This window comes from Thermosynechococcus sp. PKX82 (genome assembly GCF_031583255.1).
GTDB lineage: Bacteria > Cyanobacteriota > Cyanobacteriia > Thermosynechococcales > Thermosynechococcaceae > Thermosynechococcus.
Window position 1 is genome coordinate 1,927,741 of record NZ_CP134169.1, and the last position, 24,779, is coordinate 1,952,519.

At 53.2% G+C, this 24,779-nt stretch carries 29 protein-coding genes and 1 pseudogene; 19 read left to right on the forward strand and 11 right to left on the reverse strand.

Annotation, left to right across the window (positions count from 1 at the left end):
* Positions 1 to 2 precede the first annotated feature (2 nt).
* The 4 genes from kaiB (at position 3) to RHH53_RS09575 (ending at position 4,560) form a co-directional block, all read left to right on the forward strand.
* Positions 3 to 329, forward strand: a complete 327-nt coding sequence (gene kaiB / locus RHH53_RS09560; protein ID WP_302678165.1) for a circadian clock protein KaiB — start codon at positions 3 to 5, stop codon at positions 327 to 329.
* Positions 330 to 404: 75 nt separating this feature from the next.
* Complete coding sequence (gene kaiC, locus RHH53_RS09565) at positions 405 to 1,961, forward strand: circadian clock protein KaiC (RefSeq protein ID WP_302678166.1); 1,557 nt, start codon at positions 405 to 407, stop codon at positions 1,959 to 1,961.
* Between the two features lie 4 nt (positions 1,962 to 1,965).
* Complete coding sequence (locus RHH53_RS09570) at positions 1,966 to 2,886, forward strand: NAD(+) kinase (protein ID WP_206199964.1); 921 nt, start codon at positions 1,966 to 1,968, stop codon at positions 2,884 to 2,886.
* 60 nt (positions 2,887 to 2,946) lie between these two features.
* Positions 2,947 to 4,560 (forward strand): HD domain-containing phosphohydrolase, encoded by a 1,614-nt coding sequence (locus RHH53_RS09575; RefSeq protein ID WP_310743722.1) that lies wholly within the window; start codon positions 2,947 to 2,949, stop codon positions 4,558 to 4,560.
* Here the strand turns inward: RHH53_RS09575 and RHH53_RS09580 are convergent.
* From RHH53_RS09580 to RHH53_RS09590, 3 genes are read right to left on the reverse strand one after another with little or no spacing between them, the layout of a single operon-like run.
* Complete coding sequence (locus RHH53_RS09580) at positions 4,557 to 5,153, reverse strand: CPBP family intramembrane glutamic endopeptidase (RefSeq protein ID WP_206199966.1); 597 nt, start codon at positions 5,151 to 5,153, stop codon at positions 4,557 to 4,559. The two genes, RHH53_RS09575 and RHH53_RS09580, sit on opposite strands and share 4 nt — an antisense overlap.
* A 4-nt stretch (positions 5,154 to 5,157) precedes the next feature.
* Entirely contained in the window at positions 5,158 to 5,484 is a 327-nt protein-coding gene (locus RHH53_RS09585) for a 2Fe-2S iron-sulfur cluster-binding protein (protein WP_149818908.1), read from the reverse strand.
* Positions 5,485 to 5,526: 42 nt separating this feature from the next.
* On the reverse strand, positions 5,527 to 5,961 hold the full coding sequence (locus RHH53_RS09590) for a thioesterase family protein (protein ID WP_310742965.1): 435 nt from the start codon (positions 5,959 to 5,961) through the stop codon (positions 5,527 to 5,529).
* Between the two features lie 157 nt (positions 5,962 to 6,118).
* On the opposite strand from RHH53_RS09590, the gene RHH53_RS09595 reads away from it, so the two are divergent.
* A complete protein-coding gene (locus RHH53_RS09595; protein ID WP_302677765.1) occupies positions 6,119 to 7,126 on the forward strand; it encodes a WD40 repeat domain-containing protein in 1,008 nt (335 codons plus the stop codon).
* 80 nt (positions 7,127 to 7,206) lie between these two features.
* Here the strand turns inward: RHH53_RS09595 and sufB are convergent, their stop codons facing one another.
* Positions 7,207 to 8,643, reverse strand: a complete 1,437-nt coding sequence (gene sufB, locus RHH53_RS09600; RefSeq protein WP_206199969.1) for a Fe-S cluster assembly protein SufB — start codon at positions 8,641 to 8,643, stop codon at positions 7,207 to 7,209.
* Positions 8,644 to 8,764: 121 nt separating this feature from the next.
* On the opposite strand from sufB, the gene sufR reads away from it, so the two are divergent.
* The 5 genes from sufR (at position 8,765) to aroQ (ending at position 11,439) form a co-directional block, all read left to right on the forward strand.
* Positions 8,765 to 9,424 (forward strand): iron-sulfur cluster biosynthesis transcriptional regulator SufR, encoded by a 660-nt coding sequence (sufR, locus tag RHH53_RS09605; protein WP_149818916.1) that lies wholly within the window; start codon positions 8,765 to 8,767, stop codon positions 9,422 to 9,424.
* Between the two features lies 1 nt (position 9,425).
* Positions 9,426 to 10,304 (forward strand): alpha/beta fold hydrolase, encoded by an 879-nt coding sequence (locus tag RHH53_RS09610; protein WP_206199970.1) that lies wholly within the window; start codon positions 9,426 to 9,428, stop codon positions 10,302 to 10,304.
* Positions 10,305 to 10,354: 50 nt separating this feature from the next.
* Positions 10,355 to 10,687 (forward strand): photosystem II reaction center protein Psb28, encoded by a 333-nt coding sequence (psb28, locus tag RHH53_RS09615; protein WP_149818920.1) that lies wholly within the window; start codon positions 10,355 to 10,357, stop codon positions 10,685 to 10,687.
* Between the two features lie 126 nt (positions 10,688 to 10,813).
* Positions 10,814 to 10,942: a hypothetical protein gene (locus tag RHH53_RS09620; RefSeq protein ID WP_255451719.1), complete on the forward strand. Its 129-nt coding sequence runs from the start codon at positions 10,814 to 10,816 to the stop codon at positions 10,940 to 10,942.
* Positions 10,943 to 10,992: 50 nt separating this feature from the next.
* Positions 10,993 to 11,439 carry a type II 3-dehydroquinate dehydratase gene (aroQ, locus tag RHH53_RS09625; protein ID WP_310743723.1) on the forward strand — a complete coding sequence of 149 codons (447 nt, stop codon included), beginning with the start codon at positions 10,993 to 10,995 and terminating at the stop codon, positions 11,437 to 11,439.
* Here the strand turns inward: aroQ and RHH53_RS09630 are convergent.
* A complete protein-coding gene (locus RHH53_RS09630; RefSeq protein ID WP_206199971.1) occupies positions 11,436 to 11,975 on the reverse strand; it encodes a YqeG family HAD IIIA-type phosphatase in 540 nt (179 codons plus the stop codon). The genes aroQ and RHH53_RS09630 overlap by 4 nt on opposite strands.
* 143 nt (positions 11,976 to 12,118) lie before the next feature.
* Here RHH53_RS09630 and RHH53_RS09635 point away from each other — a divergent pair, with 143 nt between their 5' ends.
* From RHH53_RS09635 to RHH53_RS09650, 4 genes are all read left to right on the forward strand, one after another.
* Complete coding sequence (locus RHH53_RS09635) at positions 12,119 to 12,616, forward strand: HNH endonuclease (protein ID WP_206199972.1); 498 nt, start codon at positions 12,119 to 12,121, stop codon at positions 12,614 to 12,616.
* Between the two features lie 172 nt (positions 12,617 to 12,788).
* The gene (locus tag RHH53_RS09640) at positions 12,789 to 13,499 is read left to right on the forward strand and encodes a Crp/Fnr family transcriptional regulator (protein WP_206199973.1); all 711 of its coding nucleotides are present in this window, start codon (positions 12,789 to 12,791) and stop codon (positions 13,497 to 13,499) included.
* 68 nt (positions 13,500 to 13,567) lie between these two features.
* Positions 13,568 to 14,152, forward strand: coding sequence for a hypothetical protein (locus tag RHH53_RS09645; RefSeq protein WP_302677762.1), 585 nt, complete (start codon positions 13,568 to 13,570; stop codon positions 14,150 to 14,152).
* 112 nt (positions 14,153 to 14,264) lie between these two features.
* Positions 14,265 to 15,377 carry an RNA polymerase sigma factor, RpoD/SigA family gene (locus tag RHH53_RS09650; RefSeq protein ID WP_149818928.1) on the forward strand — a complete coding sequence of 371 codons (1,113 nt, stop codon included), beginning with the start codon at positions 14,265 to 14,267 and terminating at the stop codon, positions 15,375 to 15,377.
* On the opposite strand, the gene ispE is transcribed toward RHH53_RS09650, so the two are convergent.
* Positions 15,374 to 16,309 carry a 4-(cytidine 5'-diphospho)-2-C-methyl-D-erythritol kinase gene (gene ispE / locus RHH53_RS09655; protein WP_206199976.1) on the reverse strand — a complete coding sequence of 312 codons (936 nt, stop codon included), beginning with the start codon at positions 16,307 to 16,309 and terminating at the stop codon, positions 15,374 to 15,376. The two genes, RHH53_RS09650 and ispE, sit on opposite strands and share 4 nt — an antisense overlap.
* Before the next feature lie 82 nt (positions 16,310 to 16,391).
* Between ispE and RHH53_RS09660 the strand changes: the two genes are divergently transcribed.
* Complete coding sequence (locus tag RHH53_RS09660) at positions 16,392 to 17,246, forward strand: metal ABC transporter permease (protein WP_149818932.1); 855 nt, start codon at positions 16,392 to 16,394, stop codon at positions 17,244 to 17,246.
* Here the strand turns inward: RHH53_RS09660 and tsaD are convergent.
* Positions 17,191 to 18,252: a tRNA (adenosine(37)-N6)-threonylcarbamoyltransferase complex transferase subunit TsaD gene (gene tsaD / locus RHH53_RS09665; RefSeq protein ID WP_302678173.1), complete on the reverse strand. Its 1,062-nt coding sequence runs from the start codon at positions 18,250 to 18,252 to the stop codon at positions 17,191 to 17,193. The genes RHH53_RS09660 and tsaD overlap by 56 nt on opposite strands.
* Positions 18,253 to 18,467: 215 nt before the next feature.
* On the opposite strand from tsaD, the gene RHH53_RS09670 reads away from it, so the two are divergent.
* On the forward strand, positions 18,468 to 18,905 hold the full coding sequence (locus tag RHH53_RS09670) for an Rrf2 family transcriptional regulator (protein WP_149818936.1): 438 nt from the start codon (positions 18,468 to 18,470) through the stop codon (positions 18,903 to 18,905).
* Between the two features lie 63 nt (positions 18,906 to 18,968).
* Positions 18,969 to 19,934 (forward strand): cysteine synthase A, encoded by a 966-nt coding sequence (gene cysK, locus RHH53_RS09675; protein WP_302677758.1) that lies wholly within the window; start codon positions 18,969 to 18,971, stop codon positions 19,932 to 19,934.
* Between the two features lie 85 nt (positions 19,935 to 20,019).
* Here cysK and RHH53_RS09680 read toward each other — a convergent pair.
* The 3 genes and pseudogenes from RHH53_RS09680 to RHH53_RS09690 form a co-directional block, all read right to left on the reverse strand.
* Positions 20,020 to 20,295 (reverse strand): annotated as a pseudogene (locus tag RHH53_RS09680) (transposase); the annotation flags it as partial.
* An 83-nt stretch (positions 20,296 to 20,378) separates the two neighbouring features.
* Positions 20,379 to 20,684, reverse strand: coding sequence for a hypothetical protein (locus RHH53_RS09685; protein ID WP_149818940.1), 306 nt, complete (start codon positions 20,682 to 20,684; stop codon positions 20,379 to 20,381).
* A gap of 92 nt (positions 20,685 to 20,776) precedes the next feature.
* Positions 20,777 to 22,168 (reverse strand): ParA family protein, encoded by a 1,392-nt coding sequence (locus tag RHH53_RS09690; RefSeq protein ID WP_302677757.1) that lies wholly within the window; start codon positions 22,166 to 22,168, stop codon positions 20,777 to 20,779.
* 218 nt (positions 22,169 to 22,386) lie between these two features.
* Between RHH53_RS09690 and rpsB the strand changes: the two genes are divergently transcribed.
* Positions 22,387 to 23,178 (forward strand): 30S ribosomal protein S2, encoded by a 792-nt coding sequence (rpsB, locus tag RHH53_RS09695; RefSeq protein WP_149818942.1) that lies wholly within the window; start codon positions 22,387 to 22,389, stop codon positions 23,176 to 23,178.
* 17 nt (positions 23,179 to 23,195) lie between these two features.
* On the forward strand, positions 23,196 to 24,122 hold the full coding sequence (tsf, locus tag RHH53_RS09700; RefSeq protein WP_206199982.1) for a translation elongation factor Ts: 927 nt from the start codon (positions 23,196 to 23,198) through the stop codon (positions 24,120 to 24,122).
* A gap of 5 nt (positions 24,123 to 24,127) precedes the next feature.
* Here tsf and RHH53_RS09705 read toward each other — a convergent pair whose 3' ends face one another.
* Entirely contained in the window at positions 24,128 to 24,778 is a 651-nt protein-coding gene (locus RHH53_RS09705; protein ID WP_310453735.1) for a riboflavin synthase, read from the reverse strand.
* Position 24,779: the final 1 nt, after the last annotated feature.

A 24,779-nucleotide genomic window follows, 5' to 3' on the forward strand; every position in this document is an offset into this window, starting at 1 on the left:
CCATGACCCCACTGCGGAAAACTTACGTTCTCAAACTCTACGTGGCCGGCAACACCCCCAACTCCGTGCGGGCTCTGAAAACCCTCAATAATATTCTTGAAAAGGAATTTAAGGGGGTTTATGCCCTCAAAGTGATTGATGTCCTAAAAAATCCGCAACTGGCGGAGGAGGATAAAATTTTAGCGACCCCAACCCTTGCCAAAGTCTTGCCGCCGCCTGTACGTCGCATCATCGGTGATCTGTCCAACCGAGAGAAGGTGCTCATTGGCTTGGACTTGCTGTATGAAGAAATTGGTGAGCCAGCGGATGACGATCTCAGTTTGGAATAGGCGCAGTGGTTAGAGTATCTCAGTTTAGAATAACCTTTTGGAATTTTTGGCAGCATACTGATCTCAACATCTTCTATGACGAACCTACCTGAAAGTCAGTTCAGTACAACTGAGCAATCGCCTGCGGAAGTCAAGAAAATCCCGACAATGATTGAGGGATTTGACGACATCAGCCATGGGGGACTGCCCCAAGGACGCACCACTTTGGTGAGTGGCACCTCCGGCACAGGGAAGACCCTTTTTGCAGTTCAGTTTCTCTACAACGGCATTACGATTTTTAATGAGCCAGGTATATTTGTTACATTTGAAGAGTCGCCTCAAGACATTATTAAAAATGCCCTGAGCTTTGGCTGGAATCTGCAAAGCCTCATTGATCAAGGCAAGCTCTTTATCCTCGATGCTTCCCCAGATCCCGATGGTCAGGAGGTAGCTGGGGATTTTGACTTATCTGCTCTGATTGAGCGCATTCAGTACGCAATTCGCAAATACAAAGCAACACGGGTTTCCATTGACTCCGTAACAGCTGTTTTTCAGCAGTACGATGCCGCCTCAGTGGTGCGGCGGGAAATTTTCCGCTTGGCGTTTCGTCTGAAGCAACTGGGCGTGACCACCATTATGACCACCGAGCGGGTAGATGAATATGGGCCAGTGGCGCGTTTTGGGGTGGAGGAATTTGTCTCCGATAACGTGGTGATTTTACGCAATGTGCTTGAGGGGGAACGGCGGCGGCGCACTGTGGAAATTCTCAAGCTGCGGGGCACCACCCATATGAAGGGGGAATATCCCTTCACGATCAACAATGGCATCAATATCTTCCCCTTGGGAGCCATGCGTCTTACCCAGCGCTCCTCCAATGTGCGGGTGTCTTCGGGGGTCAAGACCCTCGACGAGATGTGTGGGGGTGGCTTCTTCAAGGATTCCATTATTTTGGCCACGGGGGCAACGGGTACTGGCAAGACCCTCTTGGTCAGCAAGTTCTTGGAGACAGGATGCCAGCAGGGAGAACGCGCCTTGCTGTTTGCCTATGAAGAGTCAAGAGCCCAGTTGTCTCGCAATGCCTCCTCTTGGGGAATTGATTTTGAGGAGCTAGAACGGCGAGATCTGTTGCGGATTATTTGTGCCTACCCTGAGTCAGCAGGGCTAGAGGATCACCTACAGATTATTAAATCCGAGATTGCGGACTTTAAGCCCTCACGGGTGGCCATTGACTCCCTTTCTGCTTTGGCGCGGGGGGTAAGCAACAATGCCTTCCGGCAGTTTGTGATTGGGGTCACTGGATTTGCCAAGCAAGAGGAGATCACCGGCTTTTTCACCAATACGACCGATCAGTTTATGGGCTCTAACTCCATTACCGAGTCCCATATTTCTACAATCACAGATACGATTTTGCTGCTGCAGTATGTGGAAATTCGCGGTGAAATGTCGCGGGCAATTAACGTCTTTAAGATGCGGGGTTCGTGGCACGACAAGGGCATTCGCGAGTATGTCATCACAGAAAAGGGCGCCGAGATCCGCGATTCGTTCCGTAACTTTGAGGGGATTATCAGCGGTACCCCAACCCGTATTGCGGTGGATGAAAAAACGGAGTTGGCACGGATTGCCAAGGGAATGCAGGATCTAGAGAACCAGTAACCCCATGCAGCTCAACCAAGTCATTGTGGTGCACAAGGCCGGCGATCGCCAGAGCAAGGAATGGGCGGATCGCGCCTCCCGTCAACTGCAACAGCGTGGCGCCAATGTGCTTGTGGGGCCGAGTGGACCTAAGGACAACCCCTACCCCGTCTTTATGGCCTCGGTAACAGAGCCGATAGATCTGGCCGTTGTTCTGGGGGGAGATGGCACTTCCTTGGCGGCGGCACGGCATCTGGCTGCGGCGGGGGTTCCGATTCTGGCGGTCAATGTGGGGGGGCATTTGGGGTTTTTGACGGAACCATTAGAGCTGTTTCGCGATATGGAGGCGGTTTGGGATCGCCTTGAGCGGGATGAGTACGCCATGCAACAGCGAATGATGCTGCAAGCCCAAGTGTTTGAGGGATCAAAATTGCATCCTGAAGTGGTGGGCGATCGCTACTATGCTCTGAATGAAATGTGCATTAAGCCGGCATCTGCCGATCGCATGATCACCGCCATCCTCGAAATGGAAATTGATGGCGATGTGGTGGATCAGTACCAGGGGGATGGGTTGCTGGTGGCCACCCCCACCGGCTCCACCTGCTATACGGTCGCCGCCAATGGCCCCATTTTGCATCCGGGGATGGAAGCGCTTGTGGTGACGCCGATTTGCCCCTTGAGTCTTTCGAGTCGCCCCATTGTCTTGCCTGCACGCTCGTCAGTGAGCATTTGGCCGTTGGACGATCACAGCCTCAATACTAAACTGTGGATGGATGGCGTACTGGCCACCTCCATCTGGCCGGGACAGCGGGTACAGGTGACGATGGCCGATTGTCAGGCACGCTTTATCCTCCTGCGGGATCACTACTCTTTCTATCAAACGCTACGGGAGAAGTTGGCTTGGGCAGGGGCACGCATTCCTTACCACAACAACCACCGCAATTAGATCACAACCCCATGCTTGCAACGCATCTATAATGGGCGCATTCCTCACGGGTCTTTTGCGATGATTGTCAGTCCCCTTGAACGAGCGGTGCTTGGATCGAGTGCCGAAACGCTTGTTGATCAGCTTCTGGAAATTGGCATTGCCCTTTCCGCGAGCCAATCCCTAGAGGAACTACTGCATCTCATTCTCACGAAAAGTCGCCAAATTACCGCTAGCGATGCCGGCACAATTTTTCTAGTTCAGGGCGAACGGGCAGTTCTGGAATTTAAGGCGGCTCAAAATGATAGTGTTGCTCTCCCTGAGCAGGTACAGGACACTACAGTCCCCCTCACCCCTGATAGCTTGGTGGGCTATGCCGCCCTCACGGGGGAATCCCTGAATATTCCCGATGTGTATGCCCTAGCGGGAAACGAGCTGTACCAATTCAATCGTTCTTTTGATGAAGCCCTGCGCTATCGAACCTGCTCGGTGCTGGTGGTGCCGATGCAAAATGTCAGTGGTGAGGTGATTGGCGTTCTGCAACTGATTAACCGCAAGCGATCGCCCGACACCCTGCTGACGCCAGAAACCACTGTGGCTCTCACCCAACCCTATAGCCCTTGGGAAGAACACATTGTGCGATCGCTGGCCAGTCAGGCGGCTGTGATTATTGAGCGCAACCATCTCCTAGAAAGTATTGAACAGCTCTTTGAGGGCTTTGTCACCGCCTCAGTACAAGCAATTGAGGTGCGGGATCCCACCACGGCGGGACATTCGGAACGGGTGGCAGCACTGACAGTACGCCTAGCGGAGATCACCCATGCAACCTCAAGGGGGGTCTTTCGGGAAGTCTCCTTTAGCGATCGCCAACTGCAAGAGATTCGCTATGCAGCGCTGCTCCATGATTTTGGTAAGGTGGCCGTCCCTGAAGCCATTCTCAACAAGCAAAAGAAATTTTTCCCTGAGCAACTGGAGGTGATTCGCCAACGGTTTGCCCTTGTGCGCCGCACCCTAGAAATGGAAACGGCTCAAGCCAAGGTGAACTATCTCCTGTGCCATCCCCACACGGTTCATAGCCCAGAACAGGCCTGTCACCACTGCGCCTTTTTACGGCACCTCGATCAGGAACTCCGCCAACAACTGCTCACCCTCGAAGTCTATTGGCAGTTGCTCGAGCAGGCCAATGAGCCGCAAATTCTTGATGAAGAGCCCCTTGCCCGCCTTCAGGAATTAACCCAGTTTTATTACCGCGGCATTGATGGGCAACTCCATCCCCTGATTACGGCCAGCGAACTCGAGCAACTCTTGGTGCGGCGAGGGAATCTTACCCAACAGGAGCGGCGGCTCATTGAAGCCCACGTGACCTATACCTACCAATTTCTCTCTCGCATTCCCTGGACACCCCACCTAAAAAATGTGCCGATCATTGCCTATGGTCACCATGAGCGATTGAATGGCAGTGGCTACCCGCGAGGTATTGGGGCGGCGGAGATTCCTTTGCAAACCCAGATGCTGGCGATCGCCGATATTTACGATGCCCTGACGGCCAAGGATCGCCCCTACAAAAAGAGCCTACCCGTGGATGCGGCCCTAGAGATTCTGTGGCAGGAGGCCAAGGAATTTAAGATTAATCCCGATCTCGTTGAACTCTTTGAGCAACAGGAGGTCTTTCGGGTGCTGGGGCACCAGCGCTAGGGTTGATGGGGAGACGATCGCAAAAAGGAGACTTTCCAAAGCGTAGCCGCCAGCCAATTAGTACAGGTATGGGCGACGATCGCTAGGAGTAAATTATTCATTGCGACGGCACTATAGGCAAACAGCCCGCCCACAATGGTTGCCCACAGGGCATAGGGCCACTGCTGCCGCGATCCAGCGTGCAAAATACCAAAGCACACCGAGCTACCGATAATCCCTGCCCAGTTGAGACCCAAGCTTGGTAGGAGCACCCCGCGAAAGAGCAGCTCTTCACTGAGGCCGGGCAGAATGCCAATCCAAAATAAATCAGGCCACAGCAGCGGTGAAAGTACCAGTTTCAGGTAGGTATCCGACGCATGGCGGTAGGCGGGCCAGAGCCGATACAAAATAGCCCCCATCCCCGTAATTCCTAAGCAGAGGACAATCCCTAAAACCACTGCCCAACCATCCCAGCGCAGCGGCAGAAGTCCCGCGGAAAAGGGGGTCAATAACCACACCCGCGCCAAAATCAGCCACAGGATGGCCGTCAACGCCATGGCCACTAAGACCTGCGTACGACTCAGAGGCTCATCGGGCAGGGGGGACTCCTCCATAGGCCTACGCTTTCTGGAATTGACCAAATTGGAAGTTATAGACCTCTTCCTCTTTTTCAGAGATGAGTTTGAGATCTGAACAGGGGCGAGCCACACAGAGGAGCACATAACCTTTTTCCCGCAGTTCGGGACTCAGCCCCATGGCATCGCCGTGATCAACGGTACCCTCTTGAATTTGGGCGGCACAGGTAGTGCACACTCCCGCATTACAGGAACTGGGGAGATCAATGCCAGCAGCGGTGGCCGATCGCAGGATGGGTTTATCGGCACTGGCTTCAAACGTGTAGGTTTGTCCTTGGTGCAGGATCTCAACACGAAAGGTTTGGGTCATTCTTGCAGTGAGCTATGACGCAACATCTTTCCTATTATCCCCCTAATCCTCGCGATCGCTGGTTTCCTCTAGTGCGGACTTTAGCCAGCGGCTCAAAGGTTCAGGGATGGCGACCCGTTGGCGTTCTTGCAGGCAAATGTGTTGTGTCTGGGCAATGGCCACGCGATCGCCCCCCGCATTGTAGAGCGTATAGGTGAGTTGAAAACGGCTGTGATCCAGTCTTTGGGGGTCAATGGTCACCCGCAGGCGATCGCCACAGTAGAGGGGCTGAAGACAACGCACCTGCGCCTCCGTAATCGGCACAATCAGGCCATTGTTGCTAAAAAATTGCCGCAGATCCACCCCCAACTGGGCAAGGACATCCTCATAGGCCTCATGGCAAAACCGCAGCAGATTAGCAAAGTAAACTACCCCAGCGGCATCCGTGTCAGCAAAATAAACCGTGCGCTCATAGTCGCGAAGGGGTGTTGTATTCATTGATAACCATCCCATAGGGTTGCCCAACACAAGTCGTACAAGTCGTACGCAAAAACGCACCACAGCCTTTATTGTTAATGTAGAGTACAGCCCTTTCGCAAGCTATTGGGGTACGGGACGGATGAGGAACAAAGGCAGTTCTGATCTGCGACTTCTTTTGAGCACGCTTGTCATCAGCGGCTTGGTCGCAGCACTGGCCTATTGGCAACTCAGTCAACGCTGGACGCCCTCCCCCGATCAGAATGGTGGCTCCCCTACAGAAACCACCTCCAAGTGGCAAAAAATTGCCCTCGCTACGACGCTGCGCGGCCATCAAGATGAAGTGAACGCGATCGCCCTTAGTCCCGATGGCAATTTACTCGTCAGTGGTGGCGACGATCGCAAGCTGTATTTTTGGAATTTGGCTACGGGAACTGCCCTCGGACAAGCCACCGGTCACACCGATTGGATCTACGCCCTTGTGATCACGCCCGATGGTCAAACCGTAATTAGCGGCAGCAAAGACAAAACCATCAAACTCTGGGGTGTGAGCGATCGCCAGCTCCAAGCCACCCTCACTGGCCACCAAGATTTTGTAAATGGCTTAGCCCTCAGTCCCGATGGCCGCACCCTTGCCAGTGCCAGCTATGATCACACCGTCAAACTGTGGGATCTCCCTAGCCGTCAGGAAATCACTACCCTAAAAGGCAATGAGGGCATCATGCTCAGCGTTGCCATTAGTCGCGATGGGCGTTTTTTAGCCACTGGCGGAGTGGATAAGCTGATCCGCATTTGGGATTTGCCCTCGCGCCGCCTCCTGCGCACCCTCGAAGGACACACCAGCGATGTCAACAGCCTCGCCTTCACTCCCGACAACAGCCAACTAGTGAGCGGCAGCGACAAAGACGGGATCAAAGTCTGGAACTTGGCCACAGGAGAACTTCAGCATCAGTTTGGCACCGAAGGTGGGCAAGTCTTTAGTGTGGCGGTGAGTCCCGATGGCAGCACCATTGCCAGTGGTCACGGCGATCAAACCGTCAAACTTTGGTCCCTCTCTGGTCAGCCATTACGTAACCTCAAGGGACACTCGGGCGCGGTGTACAGTGTCGTCTTTGGTCAGGATCAACTGATCTCCGCCAGTGAAGACAGCACCATCAAAGTGTGGCGCCTGTTTCCAGGGACATGATCGGCCACGTCTGTTGCAAAAAAAAATGGCTAAGATTCCCAAGCATCCTAGCCACCGAGAACAACGGCTTAAAGATTCACCTAGCCAACACTGCCTTCTAGCTTCAGGCTCAGCAGGCGATCGGCCTCGACCGCGAATTCCATCGGCAACTGGTTAAAGACATCGCGACAGAAGCCACTAATCATCATTGAGACCGCATCTTCGGTAGAAATGCCCCGCTGGGCAAAGTAGAAAAGTTGATCCTCACCAATTTTTGAGGTTGAGGCCTCATGCTCCACCTGTGCCGTGGGGTTTTGCACCTGAATATAGGGGAAGGTATTGGCGGCTGCCGTATCACCAATGAGCATCGAATCGCATTGGGAATAGTTGCGTGCTCCCGTGGCCTTCGGCCCAATTTTCACCAAGCCGCGATAGCTATTTTGGGAGTGCCCTGCCGAGATCCCCTTGGAGACAATCGTGCTGCGGGTATTTTTGCCAATGTGGATCATCTTGGTCCCTGTGTCCGCCTGCTGGTAATGATTGGTGAGGGCAACGGAGTAGAATTCACCCACGGAATTATCCCCCACCAAGACACAACTGGGGTACTTCCAAGTAATGGCTGAACCTGTTTCCACCTGTGTCCAAGAAATTTTGGAGTTGCGGCCAAGGCAGAGTCCACGCTTGGTCACAAAGTTATAGATGCCCCCCTTGCCGTTTTCATCGCCAGCGTACCAGTTTTGCACCGTGGAGTATTTGATTTCGGCATTGTCAAGGGCCACCAGTTCTACGACTGCTGCGTGGAGTTGATTGGTATCGAACATGGGAGCAGTACAGCCTTCAAGGTAGCTCACATAGCTGCCCTCATCAGCAATAATCAGCGTGCGCTCAAACTGCCCCGACTCACCATTGTTAATGCGGAAATAGGTGGATAGCTCCATCGGACAGCGGGTGTTCTTGGGAATATAGACAAAAGAGCCATCGGAAAAGACGGCGGAGTTCAAAGCAGCATAGAAGTTATCGCCAATGGGGACAACGCTGCCCAAGTATTTCTGCACCAACTCGGGATATTCGTGGAGCGCTTCAGAAATGGAGCAGAAAATGATCCCCTGCTTGGCCAACTCCTCACGGAATGTGGTAGCCACTGACACGCTATCGAAAATGGCATCTACGGCCACATTGCTCAGCCGCTTTTGCTCTGAAAGGGGAATCCCCAGTTTCTCAAAGGTTTCCAGCAGGACGGGATCCACTTCATCCAAGCTCTTCAGCTTTTCCTTTTGTTTTGGAGCCGAGTAATAGACAATGTCTTGGTAGTTGATGGGGGGATAGCTCACCCGTGGCCATGTGGGTTCGCTCATCTTCAGCCATTGGCGATAGGCCCGCAGGCGAAACTCCAGCATGAACTCTGGCTCGTTCTTTTTGGCAGAGATGAGGCGGATAATGTCCTCGTTGAGACCTCGGGGAATGGTTTCCGTCTCAATTTGGGTGACAAAGCCGTATTTATAGGGCTGATTGACGAGGGATTGTACCGTTGCCGACATCGAGTGTTCTCTTGGGTGAAGGAATGGCCAAAATTTAGAGTATATTAAGCAACAAGATGGTTGCTTTATCTCTAGGACTAATTTAGCAACAAAACGGTTGTTTTAGTCAAGGGGGCGTTGCGTGACGCTCACATCAGATACTAAACAGGACATCTTACACTGCCTTCTCCGCGACGGTCACCTCAGTGCCCAGGAGTTGGCGGCACAACTGGCGATTAGTCCGCAAGCGGTGCGGCGGCACCTCAAGGATCTAGAGGCGGAGCAACTAGTGACCTATGAAGTCCTGTCGGGTACGGTGGGGCGTCCCCAATACCGTTACACGATTAGCGAGGCGGGACGAGAGGAACTACGGCAACTGCAACTGCGGCAACAGTCGAGTCAGACAAAGGGCTTTGCCGTTGAACTCTTGGAATCCGTAGCAGCAACCCTAGGCCCCGAGCAGATGCAGGACGTATTGCAGGCAGCTTGGCAGCGCAAGGCATTGGCCTATCGCGAGCAAATGGGAAGCGGTACGTTGGCGGAACGCTTGGCACGACTGGTGGCCCTGCGGCGACAGGAAGGGTATATGGCAGAGTTTTACCCCGTAAGTGAGCCTCAAGGTGCCTATCTCTTTACGGAATACAATTGTGCAATTTCCGCCGTTGCCCAGTCTTTTCCCACCGTCTGTAATCATGAGTTAGAGATGTTTGCGATCGCCCTTGGGGATTGTGCTGTGGAGCGCACTCATTGGCTTGTGGATGGTGAACATCGCTGTGGTTACCTGATTCGTCCTCTGAAGTAGCATGGCCTTTTGTCCGCCCACGTTTGTCCAGCAGAGCTTTAGCACCAGCAGTGGCCGTATGGTCTATTACACCCCCAGCGATCGCTACTGGGGTCAGGTGCAATCTCGCCCTCCCCTGGTCTTTCTCCACAGTTTGGGGGGTGGGTCTAGCCACTACGAGTGGTCGCAGGTGTATCCTGCCTTTGCGGCTCGCTACCGCGTTATTGCCCCGGATCTCATTGGTTGGGGCGAGTCGGATCACCCTGCCCGCGACTACAGCACTAGTGATTACTGGCTAATGATTGCTGAACTGTTGCGGATGCTGGGTTCCCCTGTGCCGGTGGTTGCCTCCTCCCTAACGGCGGGCATTGTGGTGCGCTTGGCGATTCAGCAACCCCATCTTTTTGAGCGTTTGTGTCTGGTCTGCCCCAGTGGATTCAATGACTTTGGTGAAGATCAAGGACAGGCGATCGCCAATGCCCTGCTGAGGGTGCCGATTCTTGATCGCCTCATTTACACCGTTGCTGCTGCTAACCCCTTGGCAGTGCGCAACTTCCTGAGCCAGTTTATTTTTGCCGACCCCCAGCGGCTTAAAGAAGAAACCGTAGAAGCGTACCTCCACTCTGCCTGTCGTCCCAATGCTGAATGGGCAGCTCTGGCCACCCTGAAGGGAAATCTCTCCTTTGATCTCAGCCAGTATTTACCCCAGTTAACGATCTCCACCGTGATCCTCTGGGGAGAAAAGGCCAAGCTCACGCCCCTTTCTCTAGGTGAGCGACTCTATGCCACCGCCCGCGATCGCCTGCAACAGTTTCACGTGATCCCCAAAGCAGGGGTCTTACCCCATCTGGAGCAACCCGAATGGGTGATCTACAGCCTGCGGCGCGATTTCTTGCTTTAAGTTGTTCCCGATACAGGTATCCTAGAAGTATTGCTTGAAGTATTGGTGCAATGGCAGAAATTCAATTTATCCGTGGCGTTGATGAAGAAGTGGTTCCCGATGTGCGTTTGACGCGGGCACGGGATGGCAGCAGTGGTCAAGCCATGTTTTACTTTGATAACCCGAAAATCGTCCAAGAGGGCAATTTGGAGATCACGGGGATGTACATGGTGGACGAAGAAGGCGAAATTGTTACCCGTGATGTCAATGCCAAGTTCATTAACGGCCAGCCCGTTGCCATTGAGGCCACCTACACGATGCGCAGCCCCCAAGAGTGGGATCGCTTTATTCGCTTTATGGATCGCTACGCTGCCAGCCATGGCCTTGGCTTCCAGAAGTCCTAACCAGTCTTAAATTGATCGGGTGCCGATTCAAAAAGATTGTGCTAGCTTAAAGTTACGATGCCTTTTTTGTCTTTATTCAGGACACAGGGCATCTGCAAGTTCTATAGCGATACAGTAGGGACATCAATGGATTATCTAGAGAGCCTGCTTGACACCCTCAAATCGTGGTTAAAAAAACTGTTGGAACTTCTAGGTGGCGCCGATCCCACCCCTGAGCTGGAGCCAATTCCGATTCCCGTGCGCGATCGCCGATAGAGCGACAGCATTCAACACCATTGAGTCAGTTTTGAACGGTTAGGTTAAGCTTGGCCTTTCATATTTTGGTGCTTCATGGTCCCAATCTAAACCTGTTAGGGCAACGGGAGCCGGGGATTTATGGGGTTGTGACACTAGCGAGCATCAACCAATCTTTGGCAGCCTTGGCGCAGGAGTTAGGGGTAACCATTGATTGCCTCCAATCCAATCATGAAGGGGTCTTGGTAGATGCGATTCAAGAGGCAATGGGGCGTGCCCAAGGCATTTTGATTAACCCCGCAGCCTATACCCACACCAGCGTAGCTCTACGAGATGCGATTGCTGCGGTTGCCCTGCCCACTGTGGAAGTTCACCTGAGTAACATTCATCAACGGGAAACTTTTCGCCATCATTCCTACATTGCGCCGGTGGCGATCGGTCAAATTGCTGGCTTTGGTGCTGATAGTTATTTGTTGGGGTTACGGGCACTGGTCAATTATTTACAAGCAAAAGGCTAATTCTCAGCGGGGGGGGCGATCGCCAGCGGTGTTCCCAACTGTCGTGCCAGCCAAAATTCCAGATTGCGTACCCAAGATTTACCATCAAGACGCTTGACAAGAACGGGTTGCACCAAGATCGTGAACATCCCCAAGCGATTGCCCACGAGAATATCCGTAAACAGGCGATCGCCCACCATGGCCACCTGATCATAGGGCAAATTCATGGCTTGCACGGCCTGACGAATCTTACGCCGCGAGGGCTTGCCTGCCCCCATCAAAAAGGGTAACTCCACCTGCTGGGCAATACGTTCAATGCGGCGATGGTTCAAGTTATTGCTCACTAGCCAGATCGGCATCTGATGCTTGATCTCCAGTAGCCACGCCAGAATTTTCGGCGGCAGATCTTCATCCCACGTGGGGAGGAGCGTATCATCCACATCCAGCACCATGCCCCGCAGATGATATTTTTCCAACAGACTGGGGTGCAACTGTTCAATGGTGCTTTCAAGAATTAAATCCGGTTGCAGCAGTGCTGCTAGAGACCCAGTGGCCATTGAAAACGCAAATAACAAAGAAGAAGCTTCTGCCAGACTATCACGATCCTAGGGGAGAGTGGGAACTGCAAAAATCTTTCCTAGCGTTACTCCAATCACAAAGGATATGCTACCATCTGAGAGAATGCCGCGTGTCAACGGATATGGCGAAGGTTCTGGTACTCAATGCCTCCTATGAACCACTCAATATTACGAGTTGGCAACGGGCAGTTGTCCTTTTAATCAAGGGCAAGGCGGAGCAAGTCGAGCACAACGGCAAGATGGTTTACAACAATTTTCCCTTGCCGACCGTCATTCGCCTGCGGCATTATGTCGTCACTCCCTACAAAGAAATTCCCCTTACTCGCCGCAATATCCTGCATCGAGATGGCCATTCTTGCCAGTACTGTGGCTATACCGGGGATGAGCTCACCCTTGATCACGTCATCCCCAAATCGCGAGGGGGAGGGGACACTTGGGAAAATATTGTGACCGCTTGTGTGCGCTGTAATGTCAAGAAGGGGAATCGCACCCCAAAAGAGGCCAATATGCCCCTACGGCAAACACCGCGGCGCCCCATTAGTAGCCTATACTTTGAGGTTACAAAGCACGTGCGCACGGGTACTCACCAAGAATGGCGTAAGTATGTTATTGGTGCCTAGTTTTTTCCACTCCATTGAATCCTGAGGGGAAAAGTGGCGGCCTCTCTCTGCAAAAGCCTTACCGAGACCTTTGGCAAGAATCAGTGGCTAGCAAGGGAGAAGTGAGGCGATCGCGTATTCTAGTATCGTAGGGAAGAAGCTTTACCTTTGAACAACTCCACTTAAGGTCGTTATGTCAAGTATTGAGGCCGAAAACTTTAGTCAACTCTTTCCACTGTTTGCAGCCAGTTCCGAGGCGGCACTTTCTTCAATGCTGTCAGTGGCTTGGCATAACACCTACCCGGCGGGGCGTGCCATTCTAATTGAAGATGCGTGGGGCAATGCGGTTTACTTTATCCTCTCAGGCTGGGTGAAGGTGCGGCGACTGCTCGCTGATGGGGATTTCATGACCCTAGCGATCCTTGGGCCGGGGGATTTTTTTGGTGAAATGGCCATTCTTGACCAATCACCCCGCTCAACAGATGTGGTGGCACTGTGTCCAGCGGAAGTTTTGTCTGTGCCGGCGCAAAAATTTGTCCATGTCCTGCGCCATGAGCCGGATCTGCACTATCGGATGCTGCAATTGATGGCACAGCGGCTACGCTTGACCAATACGCGCATTGAACTTTTGCACAAACCTCCTGCCGTCAAACTAGCCCATGTCTTGGTGAATTTGGCACGGCGCTATGGTCAGCATCCAGGGGGCAATGCCAACACAGCCGTGATTTTCAATGTGCCCATCAAGGATTTAGCGGATGTGGCCAACATTAGCCCTGATGAAGCCCATCAACTGCTGGATAAACTGGTGGCGAAAAACTGGATCAAGATTGATGCGGCCAAGCAACAACTCCAAATTCTCAATTTGCCGCAACTAGAGCAATTGGCACAGCAAGCGGTGAATTAAAGTTCTGTTGGCTTGTTGAGGCGCAGTGACCTCGCCTAGGATAGCAATAGTTGCAAGCTCTTTCTGCTATGGCGATCGCCCCCAACCTCTACGAACACACCTTGGTTCGCTACACGGATCCGCTGCATGCGACAGAACTCCTGCGGCAATATCGCCCGTACCTAGAAATGATTCCCAGTATGCGGCGACCTCAAGAGAGTTTAATTCCAATTCCGCTGCCGATCGCCCATATTCAGGTTCCTGCCGCCACAACCTCGAACCAACGTCCCCAAGTGAAGTCGGTGATGGTGCCCTGTGATTTGGTCTTTGTCCTGTGCGATCCCGAGTGGAAAGTCAAAACCGACATTGAACTGCTGGTCTTTATCCATCGGCCAGGGGAAAGCTTTACGGAACTGCTGACCCGCTGGCGCCAATCCCAAGTGCTCCTCAGTCGCAGTTATAGCTGGGATATGCCCTTGCAGCATCGGGATGTTTTTAGTGAGGGCGCCAATCGTCAATTTCCCCTCTTTGTCCTCTTTCAAGAAACCCTTGCCGTGATCAAGCGCGGTCTCAAGGCTGCCCGATTGCCCTGCGTGATTGATACCACGATTCTCAAGGAACAGCCGTCTTCAGCCACAAAGCTTATGACGGGTGCCTCAGAAAGCACAGAATAGGTTGATCAATATCACAACTTAAGCACCAGCTCCATCACTGCCCTCCCCCTCGCCAAGGGCAGAGAATACCACTATCGAGCTGAATTCTCGATGTTGTGAGTTGAGTTGTCCTATGGTGGCTACCCCCATTCAACCCGTGTCCGACCGTCCATTGACAACGGATTTGGTGCGGCAGTATTTGCAGGAAATTGGCCGTGTGCCCTTGCTCACCCCTAGCCAAGAACTGCGCCTTGCCCAACAGGTTCAGCAGTACCAAGCCCTGCTCGCAGTGCGAGATCAGTCCGATGACCCCCAGATCAAGCGCTATGTGGCGGCTGTTACGGAGCGCGATCGCCAGCAGCGGCAGTTGGGGCGTCCCCTTACCCGTACCCAATGGGCTGCGCGACTTAAGATGAGTGTGGCTGAATTGCAAACCTGTGTGCAGGCGGGTCGTCAAGCTTGGGCAAAGGCAGCGAATATGACCCTAAGTGAACTTCAGCACATTGAGCGGCAAGGACAGCGGGCAAAAACCCAATTGCTGCAAGCCAACCTGCGCTTGGTGGTGAATATTGCCAAAAAATATCAACATCGCGGCGTGGAATTTTTAGATCTGATCCAAGAGGGGAGTTTGGGTCTAGAACGTGCCGTTGAAAAATTCGATCCGACCAAGGGATTTCGCTTTAGCACCTATGCCTACTGGTGGATTCGCCAAAGTGTCACCCGTGCCGTTGCTAGCCAAAGCCGCACAATCCGCTTGCCCATTCACATGGTGGAAAAACTCAATAAAATTAAGCGTGCCCAACGGCGTCTTGCGGCTCAACAAGGCGCGATGCCCAGTCTAGCGGACATTGCCCAAGAACTGAATCTGGAGGTGTCACAGGTGCGGGAAGTGCTCATGGCTGTTCCCAAATCCGTGGCCTTGGAACAGCGGGTTGGCTCCGACCAAGAAACGGAATTGCAGGAGCTAATTGAATCCACTGCCCCCACCCCCAATGAAGTGATCATGCGTGAGTCCCTGCGTACTACTTTGAAGCAACTCCTCAGTGATCTATCGCCCCGTGAGCGGCAAGTGATGGAACTGCGCTATGGCCTCGGCGAGCAGCCCGCCCTTGAGATGGCGGAAATTGCGGCACTGCTGGGACTGAGTCGGGAGCGGATTCGCCAAATTGAGCACCGTGCCCTGCAAAAGTTGCGGCAGCCCCAACGGCGCCGAGAAATTCAAGACTATCTTGAGGAGTTTGCCTAGGGCGTCTCCAACTGAATGCCGTGGGGACAGCACTCACAGATCCATAGATCAAGGTCGGGGTCTGGTAGGGCGCGCCGTACCCGTTGCATGATGCTGTAACCTTCATCGGCAGAGGGCGCTAGGGCAAACACTGTTGGCCCAGATCCTGACATCATGCTGGCGATCGCCCCAGCGGCGAGGAATTGCTCCTTTAACTCTGCCACCAAGGGATAGCGGGGCAACACTACCTTCTCTAAATCATTACGGAGGCTGGCGGCCAATTTGGCGATGTCACGCTGCTGAATGGCCTGTAACAGGGTTGCGGATCCCCCCTCTTGGCGGGCTTTTTCCTGCTCGTTGGGGGTTTGGGCATAGGTGGCGGCGAATTCTTGCCGATAGGTTTGATAGGCCCAAGGGGTGGCCACACTGAGGGAGCGATACTTCCCTAGGATCACAGTTAATCCCTGTAAATCCGCTAGGGGTGTCAACTGTTCACCGCGCCCTAGGGCTAAGGCGGTTCCCCCTTGCAGACAGAAGGGCACATCAGCCCCCAATTGCGCTGCAAAGGTTTGCAATTCCGCTTGCGTCAGACCCAACTGCCACAGGAGATCTAAGCCCACGAGTACCGCTGCTCCATTGGTGGAACCCCCGGCCAAGCCTGCCCCCATAGGAATTCGTTTTTCAATGAAAATTTCAACGCCATCGCGATCGGGAAAATGCTGCTGGAGTAAGGCCGCTGCTTTGTAGGCGAGATTTCGTTGATCGCAGGGGACAGCCGGGTTGGTGCAATGGACTTTAATTTGGCGATCGCGCCGCGGGATGAGTTCAATGCGATCCATGAGGGAAACCGCCTGCATGACCATTACCAGCTCGTGGTAGCCACTGCCATCTAAACAATTGCCAACAATTTGTAAAAAGAGATTAATTTTGGCAGGTGCCAGCAAACGATACACGCAGCCCCATCCTCACAACCACCTCGTTCAATAGCATATTATTCTTCTATTCCTCTTTGGCAGGTGCTAAACAGAAGTCCCCATGATTTTGGAACGAATGATTGAGCTGTTGCAGTTGCCCTTTATGCAGCGGGCACTGTGGGCAGGGATCTTTACGGGAGGGATGGCGGGTGCCCTCGGTAGCTTTACAATCCTGCGGCAACTTTCTTTTTTTAGTGATGCCTTGGGGCACTCAGCCCTACTGGGAATTAGCCTAGGAATTATTCTAGGATTGAATCCCTCCGTGATGTTGCTGCCCTTTGCCGTGGTGTTTGCCCTCGGGGTGACCTATCTGCTGGAGCATACGCGACTATGGACGGATGCCCTCTTGAATATCATCTACTCAGCCTCCTTAGCGCTGGCGGTGATTTTGCTGAGTATGAGCGATCGCTATCAGGGGGGGCTAAATAATTTACTCTTTGGCGATATTTTGGCGGTGCGCCCAGCCGATCTCGTCATGAGTGGCATGCTCTGCGCCCTTGTCGGCACTTTCATCCTGCTCACGTTACGGGTGCAATTGTTAATCACAGTGAATGAGGCCTTGGCGGTGGCGCGGGGGGCGGCGGTGGGGATTCAGCGGCTGCTGTTTATCACCCTATTGGCCTTGGTGGTTGCCGTCTCGATTAAGACAGTGGGGGTATTGCTCATTAGTGCCTTTGTGGTGATTCCCGCCTGTGGCGCTCGCCTGTGGAGTCGGCAATTTTCGCAGTACGTGGTTTTGGCGGCCCTAGTAGGGGTAGGCAGTGCCATTGTTGGTATGCTCTTGTCAGCAGGGATGAATTGGCCATCGGGGCCGAGTATTGTGGTCTGTCAACTGGTGTTCTTTTTAGGCTCGATCGCGATTAACTCACTGCGAGGGGCGTGGCTGCATAGAGGGCAGAAATCTCCAGCAAGCTGAGGCGTGAACGGGCTGTCAGCTCCAAGGGGGAGCGATCGCCCCGCTGGAAATGATCCACTGCCGCACAGCCAATCATCGCTGCATTATCGGTACATAGCCGCAGAGGCGGAAAAATCAACTGTAGCCCCAAGGGTTCAGCAGCCGCAGTCAGGTGTTGTCGCAGTCCAGAATTTGCCGCTACGCCTCCCCCAATGGCGAGGGTTTTGAATCCATGATCCACTGCTGCCGCGATCGCCCGCTTGGTCAAGGCCTGTGCCACCGCCTTCTGAAAACTGGCCGCAAGGTCAGCCACCGGCAATTCATCATGGGTTTGACGCAGCTCCTCCACAAGTCGTGCCACTGCGGTTTTCAGCCCACTAAAACTGGAATCGTAGGGATGCACCTTGCCATCGGGGAGGCGAATATTTCCCTCTGGTAGATCAAAGGCCTCTGGATTGCCCTGCTGCGCCAAGCGATCGAGCACTGGCCCCCCTGGATAGCCCAAGCCCAGTAGGCGTGCTACCTTATCGTAGGCTTCCCCCGCCGCATCATCCCGCGTTTGGCCAAAGAGTTGGTACTCGCCACAGCCATAAACGCCAATGAGACTGGTATGCCCGCCAGACACCAAGAGGCAGAGAAACGGTGGTTCAAGGGTCGGTTCCGCTAAGTAGGAGGCATAGAGGTGGCCTTCAAGGTGGTGAATTCCCAAGAACGGTTTTTGCTGCACAAGGGCAAGGGTTTTTGCCGCCGTAACCCCAATGAGCAGCGACCCCACCAATCCGGGAGCACAGGTGACAGCAATGGCATCAATGGCAGACCAATCACAACCGGCCTCACTCATCGCTGCTGTGATCACGCCGTTAATGTTTTCCAAGTGGGCACGGGAGGCGACTTCCGGTACGACACCGCCAAAGGGTTGATGGGCACGTACTTGGGAGGCAATCACATGACTTTCAATGGCGCGATCGCACACTACGGCTGCTGCCGTTTCATCACAACTGGTTTCAATGGCCAGAATTCTTACCATCGGGCAGACGTGGGCATGAAGCTAGAGCCTCTTTTCAGTCTAGCCGGTTTTTCGAGTGAAGTTGCTGAAGGGCGTTTGCGCAATGCCGTGAATTCTCGAGGTTGCAACCAGCGCTACGGTGAAGATTCTTAAGAATCTCCTAAATCCCGATCAAGAAGTAGGATATACTATGGGTTGGGCAATCTGCTCAATGTCGTGCGTGTGCCAAACGTCTTGTGGAACTGTCTGCCAAAAGTGAGTACGCCCTCTTGGCGCTCTTGGAAATGTCAGCGGCCTATGAACAGGCGGAGCCGCTACAAATTCGCCAAATTGCTGCCCTGCACAACATTCCCGATCGCTATCTGGAGCAACTGATGGCGACCCTACGCCGCAAGGGGCTGATTCGCAGTCAGCGGGGCGCCCGGGGTGGCTACTTGCTGGCAAAAGCACCTTGGCAAATCTCAATTTTGGACGTGCTCAACTGTATCGAGGGGATTGAGTCCAAGCTCGCCCAAAAGCCGCCTGAAAAGGGCGATCTGGAGCGTAGTCTGATCCGTTCAGTGTGGCTAGAGGCCTGCGCAGCAGCCAATGATGTTTTGAAAAAGCATACCCTTCAGGATTTGTGCGATCGGCGGCAGGCTTACCAGCAAGTGGATGTCATGTACTACATCTAGGCTGGGGTTGACATTCATCTAATTTTTCTAAGGTTTTTGTCTTGAATTGGAGATTGATATCCCATGAACATTGCCCCCGATATTACTGCCCTCATTGGTCGGACGCCCCTTGTACGCCTGAACCGCATTCCCCAAGCGGAAGGCTGTGTGGCAGAAATTGTCGTCAAACTAGAGAGCATGAATCCTGCGGCCTCGGTTAAGGATCGCATTGGCCTGAGTATGATTCAGGAGGCAGAAGCAGCGGGTCTCATTACCCCCGGTAAGACGGTTTTGGTGGAACCCACATCGGGCAATACCGGGATTGCCTTAGCAATGGTGGCGGCGGCAAAGGGCTATCGCCTGATTCTCACTATGCCAGAGACCATGAGTGCAGAGCGGCGAGCTATGCTGCGTGCCTATGGAGCAGAGCTGGATTTGACCCCCGGCACAGAGGGGATGAGTGGTGCCATTCGTCGCGCCGAAGAAATTGCTGCCTCCCTTGAAGATGCTTTCATGCTGCAACAATTCAAAAATCCCGCCAATCCCAAGATTCATCGTGAAACCACTGCCCTCGAAATTTGGCAAGATACGGACGGTCAAGTGGATATTTTGGTGGCTGGAGTGGGTACTGGAGGTACGATTACGGGAGTGGCAGAAGTGATCAAAGCCAAGAAGCCCAGCTTTCAGGCGATCGCTGTCGAACCTAGCAATAGTCCTGTCCTTTCAGGAGGCAAACCAGGGCCGCACAAAATTCAAGGTATTGGCGCCGGCTTTGTGCCCCCCGTTCTCAAACGGGAACTTATTGATGAAGTGATTACTGTTTCTGATGATCAAGCGATTTATTTTGGTCGCCGCCTAGCCCGTGAAGAAGGCCTTCTTTCAGGCATTTCCAGTGGGGCTGCCCTTTGCGCTGCCATTCAGGTGGCTCAACGACCCGAAAATGCGGGCAAGTTAATTGTCATGGTGCAGCCGAGCTTTGGTGAACGCTACTTAACCACACCCCTGTTTCAGGATGCACTGCCCTTGGTACCCAGTTACTTGCAACATTAGCCACAAGTGGAGTTCAGTGTCAGGGGTTGTTTTGTGCCAACTAAAACTTGGTTTGTAGGTTGCGGCGATCGCCTAGGGTGGGTCATCAGTTAAGCCAGATAACAGCGGCAGCGAGATATATCGCACCTAAAAAGTTTCGCGCTGTCTTATCGTAACGTGTGGCAATCCCTTGATACGGCTTGAGCCTAGCAAAAAAATTCTCAATCAAGTGCCGAGCTTTGTACAGTTCTTTGTCATAACCACGACGCTGTTTACGACAAGACTTGGGCGGAATGACAGCCGCGCACCCTTTCTCCGCTAGTCGTCTTAGCACCTGCTGCTCATCTGCATCATAGGCTTTGTCCGCCAGTAATGCCTCAGCAAAACACTGCCTCGATGGTCAATCGATCTGATGATACGCCCTAGAACTTCGGCCAATTGGGACTGAGTCACAGCAATTTTCCTCTAAACTCTGTCAAACAGTGTAATTTTGGCCAAGAGTCCTGCCACCATCAAAAACAGTGCCACCAGTAATGCCCACAGGCGATTGTCCGTTGAACTTTGGCGTTTCCCTAGCTCCACTAACTGTTCGCGATTGTTCTGTACTTCTAGGCGAACGGCCTCGATTTTGGCCTCCATGGTGTTGAACTTTTCACGGATTTCTGCTTGCCCCACCTTCACTTCAAGGGTGAGTTCTGTCAACTGCGACTGGATTGCCTTGACGGTTTCCAGAACTTCGGCTAGTTGGGATTGGGTGACAGGCTCGGTCATGACGGCTGCTCAGGGAGGGGTAATTTCATTTTAGGGGAACAAGCAATTTCTGTTTTCAGATTTTTTATAAATCTTGTTAGGAAGGTTGTTGGTTAGGGGAGGTCATTGACAGCAGCTAAGGGGCGAAGATAGGTCTGCACCAATGTTTGATAAAAGCCTAAGACGCGCTTATCTTTGAAGACAGCAGGAACACGGGCAAAGGCGGCACGGGAAATAATGGCATATTCAGGAATGGCAAATACGCTTGTGTCATTGGCTTGATACTGTGGCCAAAAGTAGGGAGTGAGGTGGGGAAGTTTCTGGAGAATCCGTTCAATTTCTGCTTGGGCAACAGCCATCGCCTTGTCGGTTGTGGGAGCACCATTAAAGAAAATAGGCAAAGGAAGGGGGCCGCCTTCACGGCGCAAGGTGTGAATTTCATTAAAGAGAAATTGGTGAATCACCTGAGCGGCATTGTTGAGGGAGGAGAGATCGGTGTGGCGGGTGGGAATCAAAACGGCGTCACTGGCATACACGGCGCTCTTACTTAAAAAGAGCCAAGCACTGGGGCAGTCAATGAGGATGTAGTCGTAGCGATCGCGCAAGGGGGCGAGGAGTTCCCGCAGGCGAGTAATGGGTGGATGTTGGGTTTGCATCGCCTGAATAAGAATGCTTTGCAGTTGCGGCGCAGCGGGAATGACATCAAAAATATGGGCAGACTTGATACTGCTGCTGGTGCGGATGCGCAGGTCAAAAGGGCGAATCGTAGCCGTAATCGGCTCATCAGGGTTTTGCAGACAAGCCGCAAGGGTCGTACTGGTGGGGGTTAGCTCAAGGGCGCGGCTGAGATCCCCCTGAGGGTCGCAATCAATAAGCAAGACAGCGGCATCTGCCACAGCAAGGGTGGCGCCCAAGTTAATCGTGGTGGTGGTTTTGCCCACTCCCCCCTTATGGTTATAGAGACAGAGGGTGGTGGCACGGGGGCGCGATCGCAAGCAGGTTTTGAGGTCTTCGATAATGCCCTCAAGGCGATCGCCCGTCAGTTCATAGTTGGGCGTCACTGGATAGACCAAGTGACCATGGCGTTGAAAAAGCTGTAGATGGCGAGCATTCGTGATCAACCCCCAAGCGGTTCCTTGGCAATGGCAACCCCTGAGAAGTTGGCGGAGTTGTTGCAGAGCGCGGCTATGATGGGCAGACCCATTCTCAAGGCTCAAGACCACGGTTTGACTGGGGGTATTGCGGGAGCGACGGGCAGGGGGTTTAATCTCCACAATTAAATCGGGGTCAACTTGAGTCTGACAAAAAGGAGGCTGATGTTCGCGGGGAAAACGGGCTGCCACATCGGCAATGCCCATACCTGTGTCAAAAGAGGAGACGCGATCGCGATCGCCAAAGCCCAACACACTCAGGAGCGGTTGCACAAAGTGCTGCTCAATAACGGCTTCAGAGGTTTCGTCACCGTGAATTTGTTGCCATTGCGATCGCAAGCGGGAAATATCCAACGTTCAGCACCATCCAGCCGTCTTGAATCTTTACAGAATAGGTTGGCCACCCCTGAGCGTCAAGATCACGAGGCTACCAAATCACTGTGGATTGAGCTTTCCAACAGCCTTGATCATTGGCTATGATAGTAAATCTGCAAATCTTTCACATTCGTCCCCTTGGGTGTCCTCACCGGATGATGGACGGATGGTTGTTTAACCCATAGGAGTACAACTCAATGGCAGTTCTTAGCCTTGCCCAAATGCTGGAGGCAGGGGTTCACTTTGGCCACCAAGCCCGCCGCTGGAACCCCCGGATGGCACCCTACATCTTCACGGTTCGCAATGGGGTGCACATCATTGACCTCGTGCAAACCGCCCAACTGGTGGATGAAGCCTACAACTACATCCGCAACGCCGCTGAAAAAGGCAAACGCTTTTTGTTTATTGGTACCAAGCGCCAAGCCGCCGGCATTGTCGAACAGGAAGCGCTCCGCTGCGGCAGTTACTACGTCAACCAGCGCTGGCTGGGGGGGATGCTCACCAACTGGAATACCATCAAAACCCGTGTCGATCGCCTCAAAGAATTAGAAAGCATGGAGGAAAATGGCCTCATTGATCTGCGGCCAAAACAGGAGGCTTCAGCCCTGCGGCGAGAACTGGCACGTTTGCAAAAATACCTTGGCGGGATTAAACAGATGCGGCGGCTTCCTGATGTCGCGATTATTGTTGATGTCAAGCGGGAATACAACGCCGTTGCCGAGTGCCACAAATTGGGGATTCCGATCGTGGCGCTGCTGGATACCAACTGCGACCCCAATCAAGTGGATATTCCCATTCCCGCTAACGATGATGCCATCCGTTCGATTAAGCTGATTGTGGGTAAACTAGCCGATGCCATTTACGAAGGCCGCCATGGTCAGTTGGACGAACCAGAAGCGGATCTCGGTGATGAGGACGACGATGGGATGACCGCCAGCGACGATGGTGATGCTGACGCCCTAGATATTCCAGATGATTCTGACGCTTAATCCTTGAGGAACAGATCATGGCAGAGATTTCAGCCAAACTAGTCAAAGAACTGCGGGACAAAACCGGTGCCGGCATGATGGACTGCAAGAAAGCCTTGCAGGAGTCCAACGGCGATATGGAAGCCGCCATTGCTTGGTTGCGGCAAAAGGGTCTAGCCTCTGCGGGCAAAAAAGCCGGGCGCGTCACCAGTGAAGGTCTCGTGGATAGCTACATTCACACTGGCGGGCGCATTGGCGTGCTGGTGGAGGTGAACTGTGAGACCGACTTTGTGGCTCGCAACGAGAAATTCAAAGCCCTTGTCCAAGACATTGCCAAGCAAATTGCCGCTTGCCCCAATGTGGAATTTGTCTCAGTGAATGATATTCCCGCTGAGTACAAGGAAAAAGAACGCCAGATTGCCCTTGGCTCCGATGCTCTCAAGGGGAAACCTCCGGAAGTCAAGGAGAAAATCGTTGCTGGCAAACTAGAGAAAACCCTCAAAGAGCTGTGCCTGCTCAACCAGCCCTTTATCCGCGATCAGTCCAAGACCGTTGAAGAGTTGGTCAAAGAGCACATTGCCGAACTGGGGGAAAATATCCAGATTCGCCGCTTCCAACGCTTTGTCCTCGGTGAGGGGATTGAGAAGCAAGAAACCAACCTTGCTGAAGAGGTGGCTGCCCAAACCCAAGCCATGAGTGCTGCCGCAAAAACGGCCAAAGCACCCCCAGAAGTGGCCGAAACTGCCCCACCTGAAGTGAGTGCCCCTGAACCAGCAGCGGAAACAACACCTGACGAGCCAGCCCCAGAACCTGTCACAGTTTCTGAGCAGACAGTGGAACCAGTGGCTGAGCCTGCTGCCAAAAACCCTGAACCAGTCGCTGAACCTACGGCTGAAAGTAAGGGATTTGGTGCTGCTGCCAAAAAATCTGGTGGCAAGTCTCGGACTGCCAAGAAGAAAAAATAATGATCCTAGGCGTAGCCATGGGCTTGGAGAAAGGCGAGGTCAATTTCGACTGCGGTTGAGGCGTCTTGAGGCTGGAGAAATTTGCGGGTATATTTGCCCAACAGATCCGCCTCTAGGTTCACACCATCGCCAACCCTAAGAAATTGCAACGTCGTTTCTGCGTAGGTATGGGGGATAACAGCAATGCTGAATTCATCCCCTTTTTCATTGCAATGGGCAACGGTGAGGCTAATGCCATTGATGGCAATGCTGCCCTTGGGGATGATGTACGTCGCTACCACTGCAGGGGCAGAGAAGGTGAATTCCCAACTCGTGCCTGTGGGCGCGATCGCTAGCACGCTACCCACACCATCCACATGACCGGTCACAAAATGCCCTCCCACCCTATCCCCAACGCGCAGGGCAGGTTCTAGGTTCACCATTGCGCCTGCTGCCGCTTTGGCCGCCAATGTGGTGCGTTGCAGCGTTTCCGGGGAGACACTGACCGTAAACCCCGTGGCATCAACTGTTTCCACTGTGAGGCAGACCCCATCCACAGCAATACTATCGCCAATGGCCACCTCAGCAAGGAAAGGGGCATCGGTAGCGTTAATTGCCAACTGGGACTCGGAGCGTTGCTGGAGGACACCGATCGCCTGAATAATGCCAGTAAACATT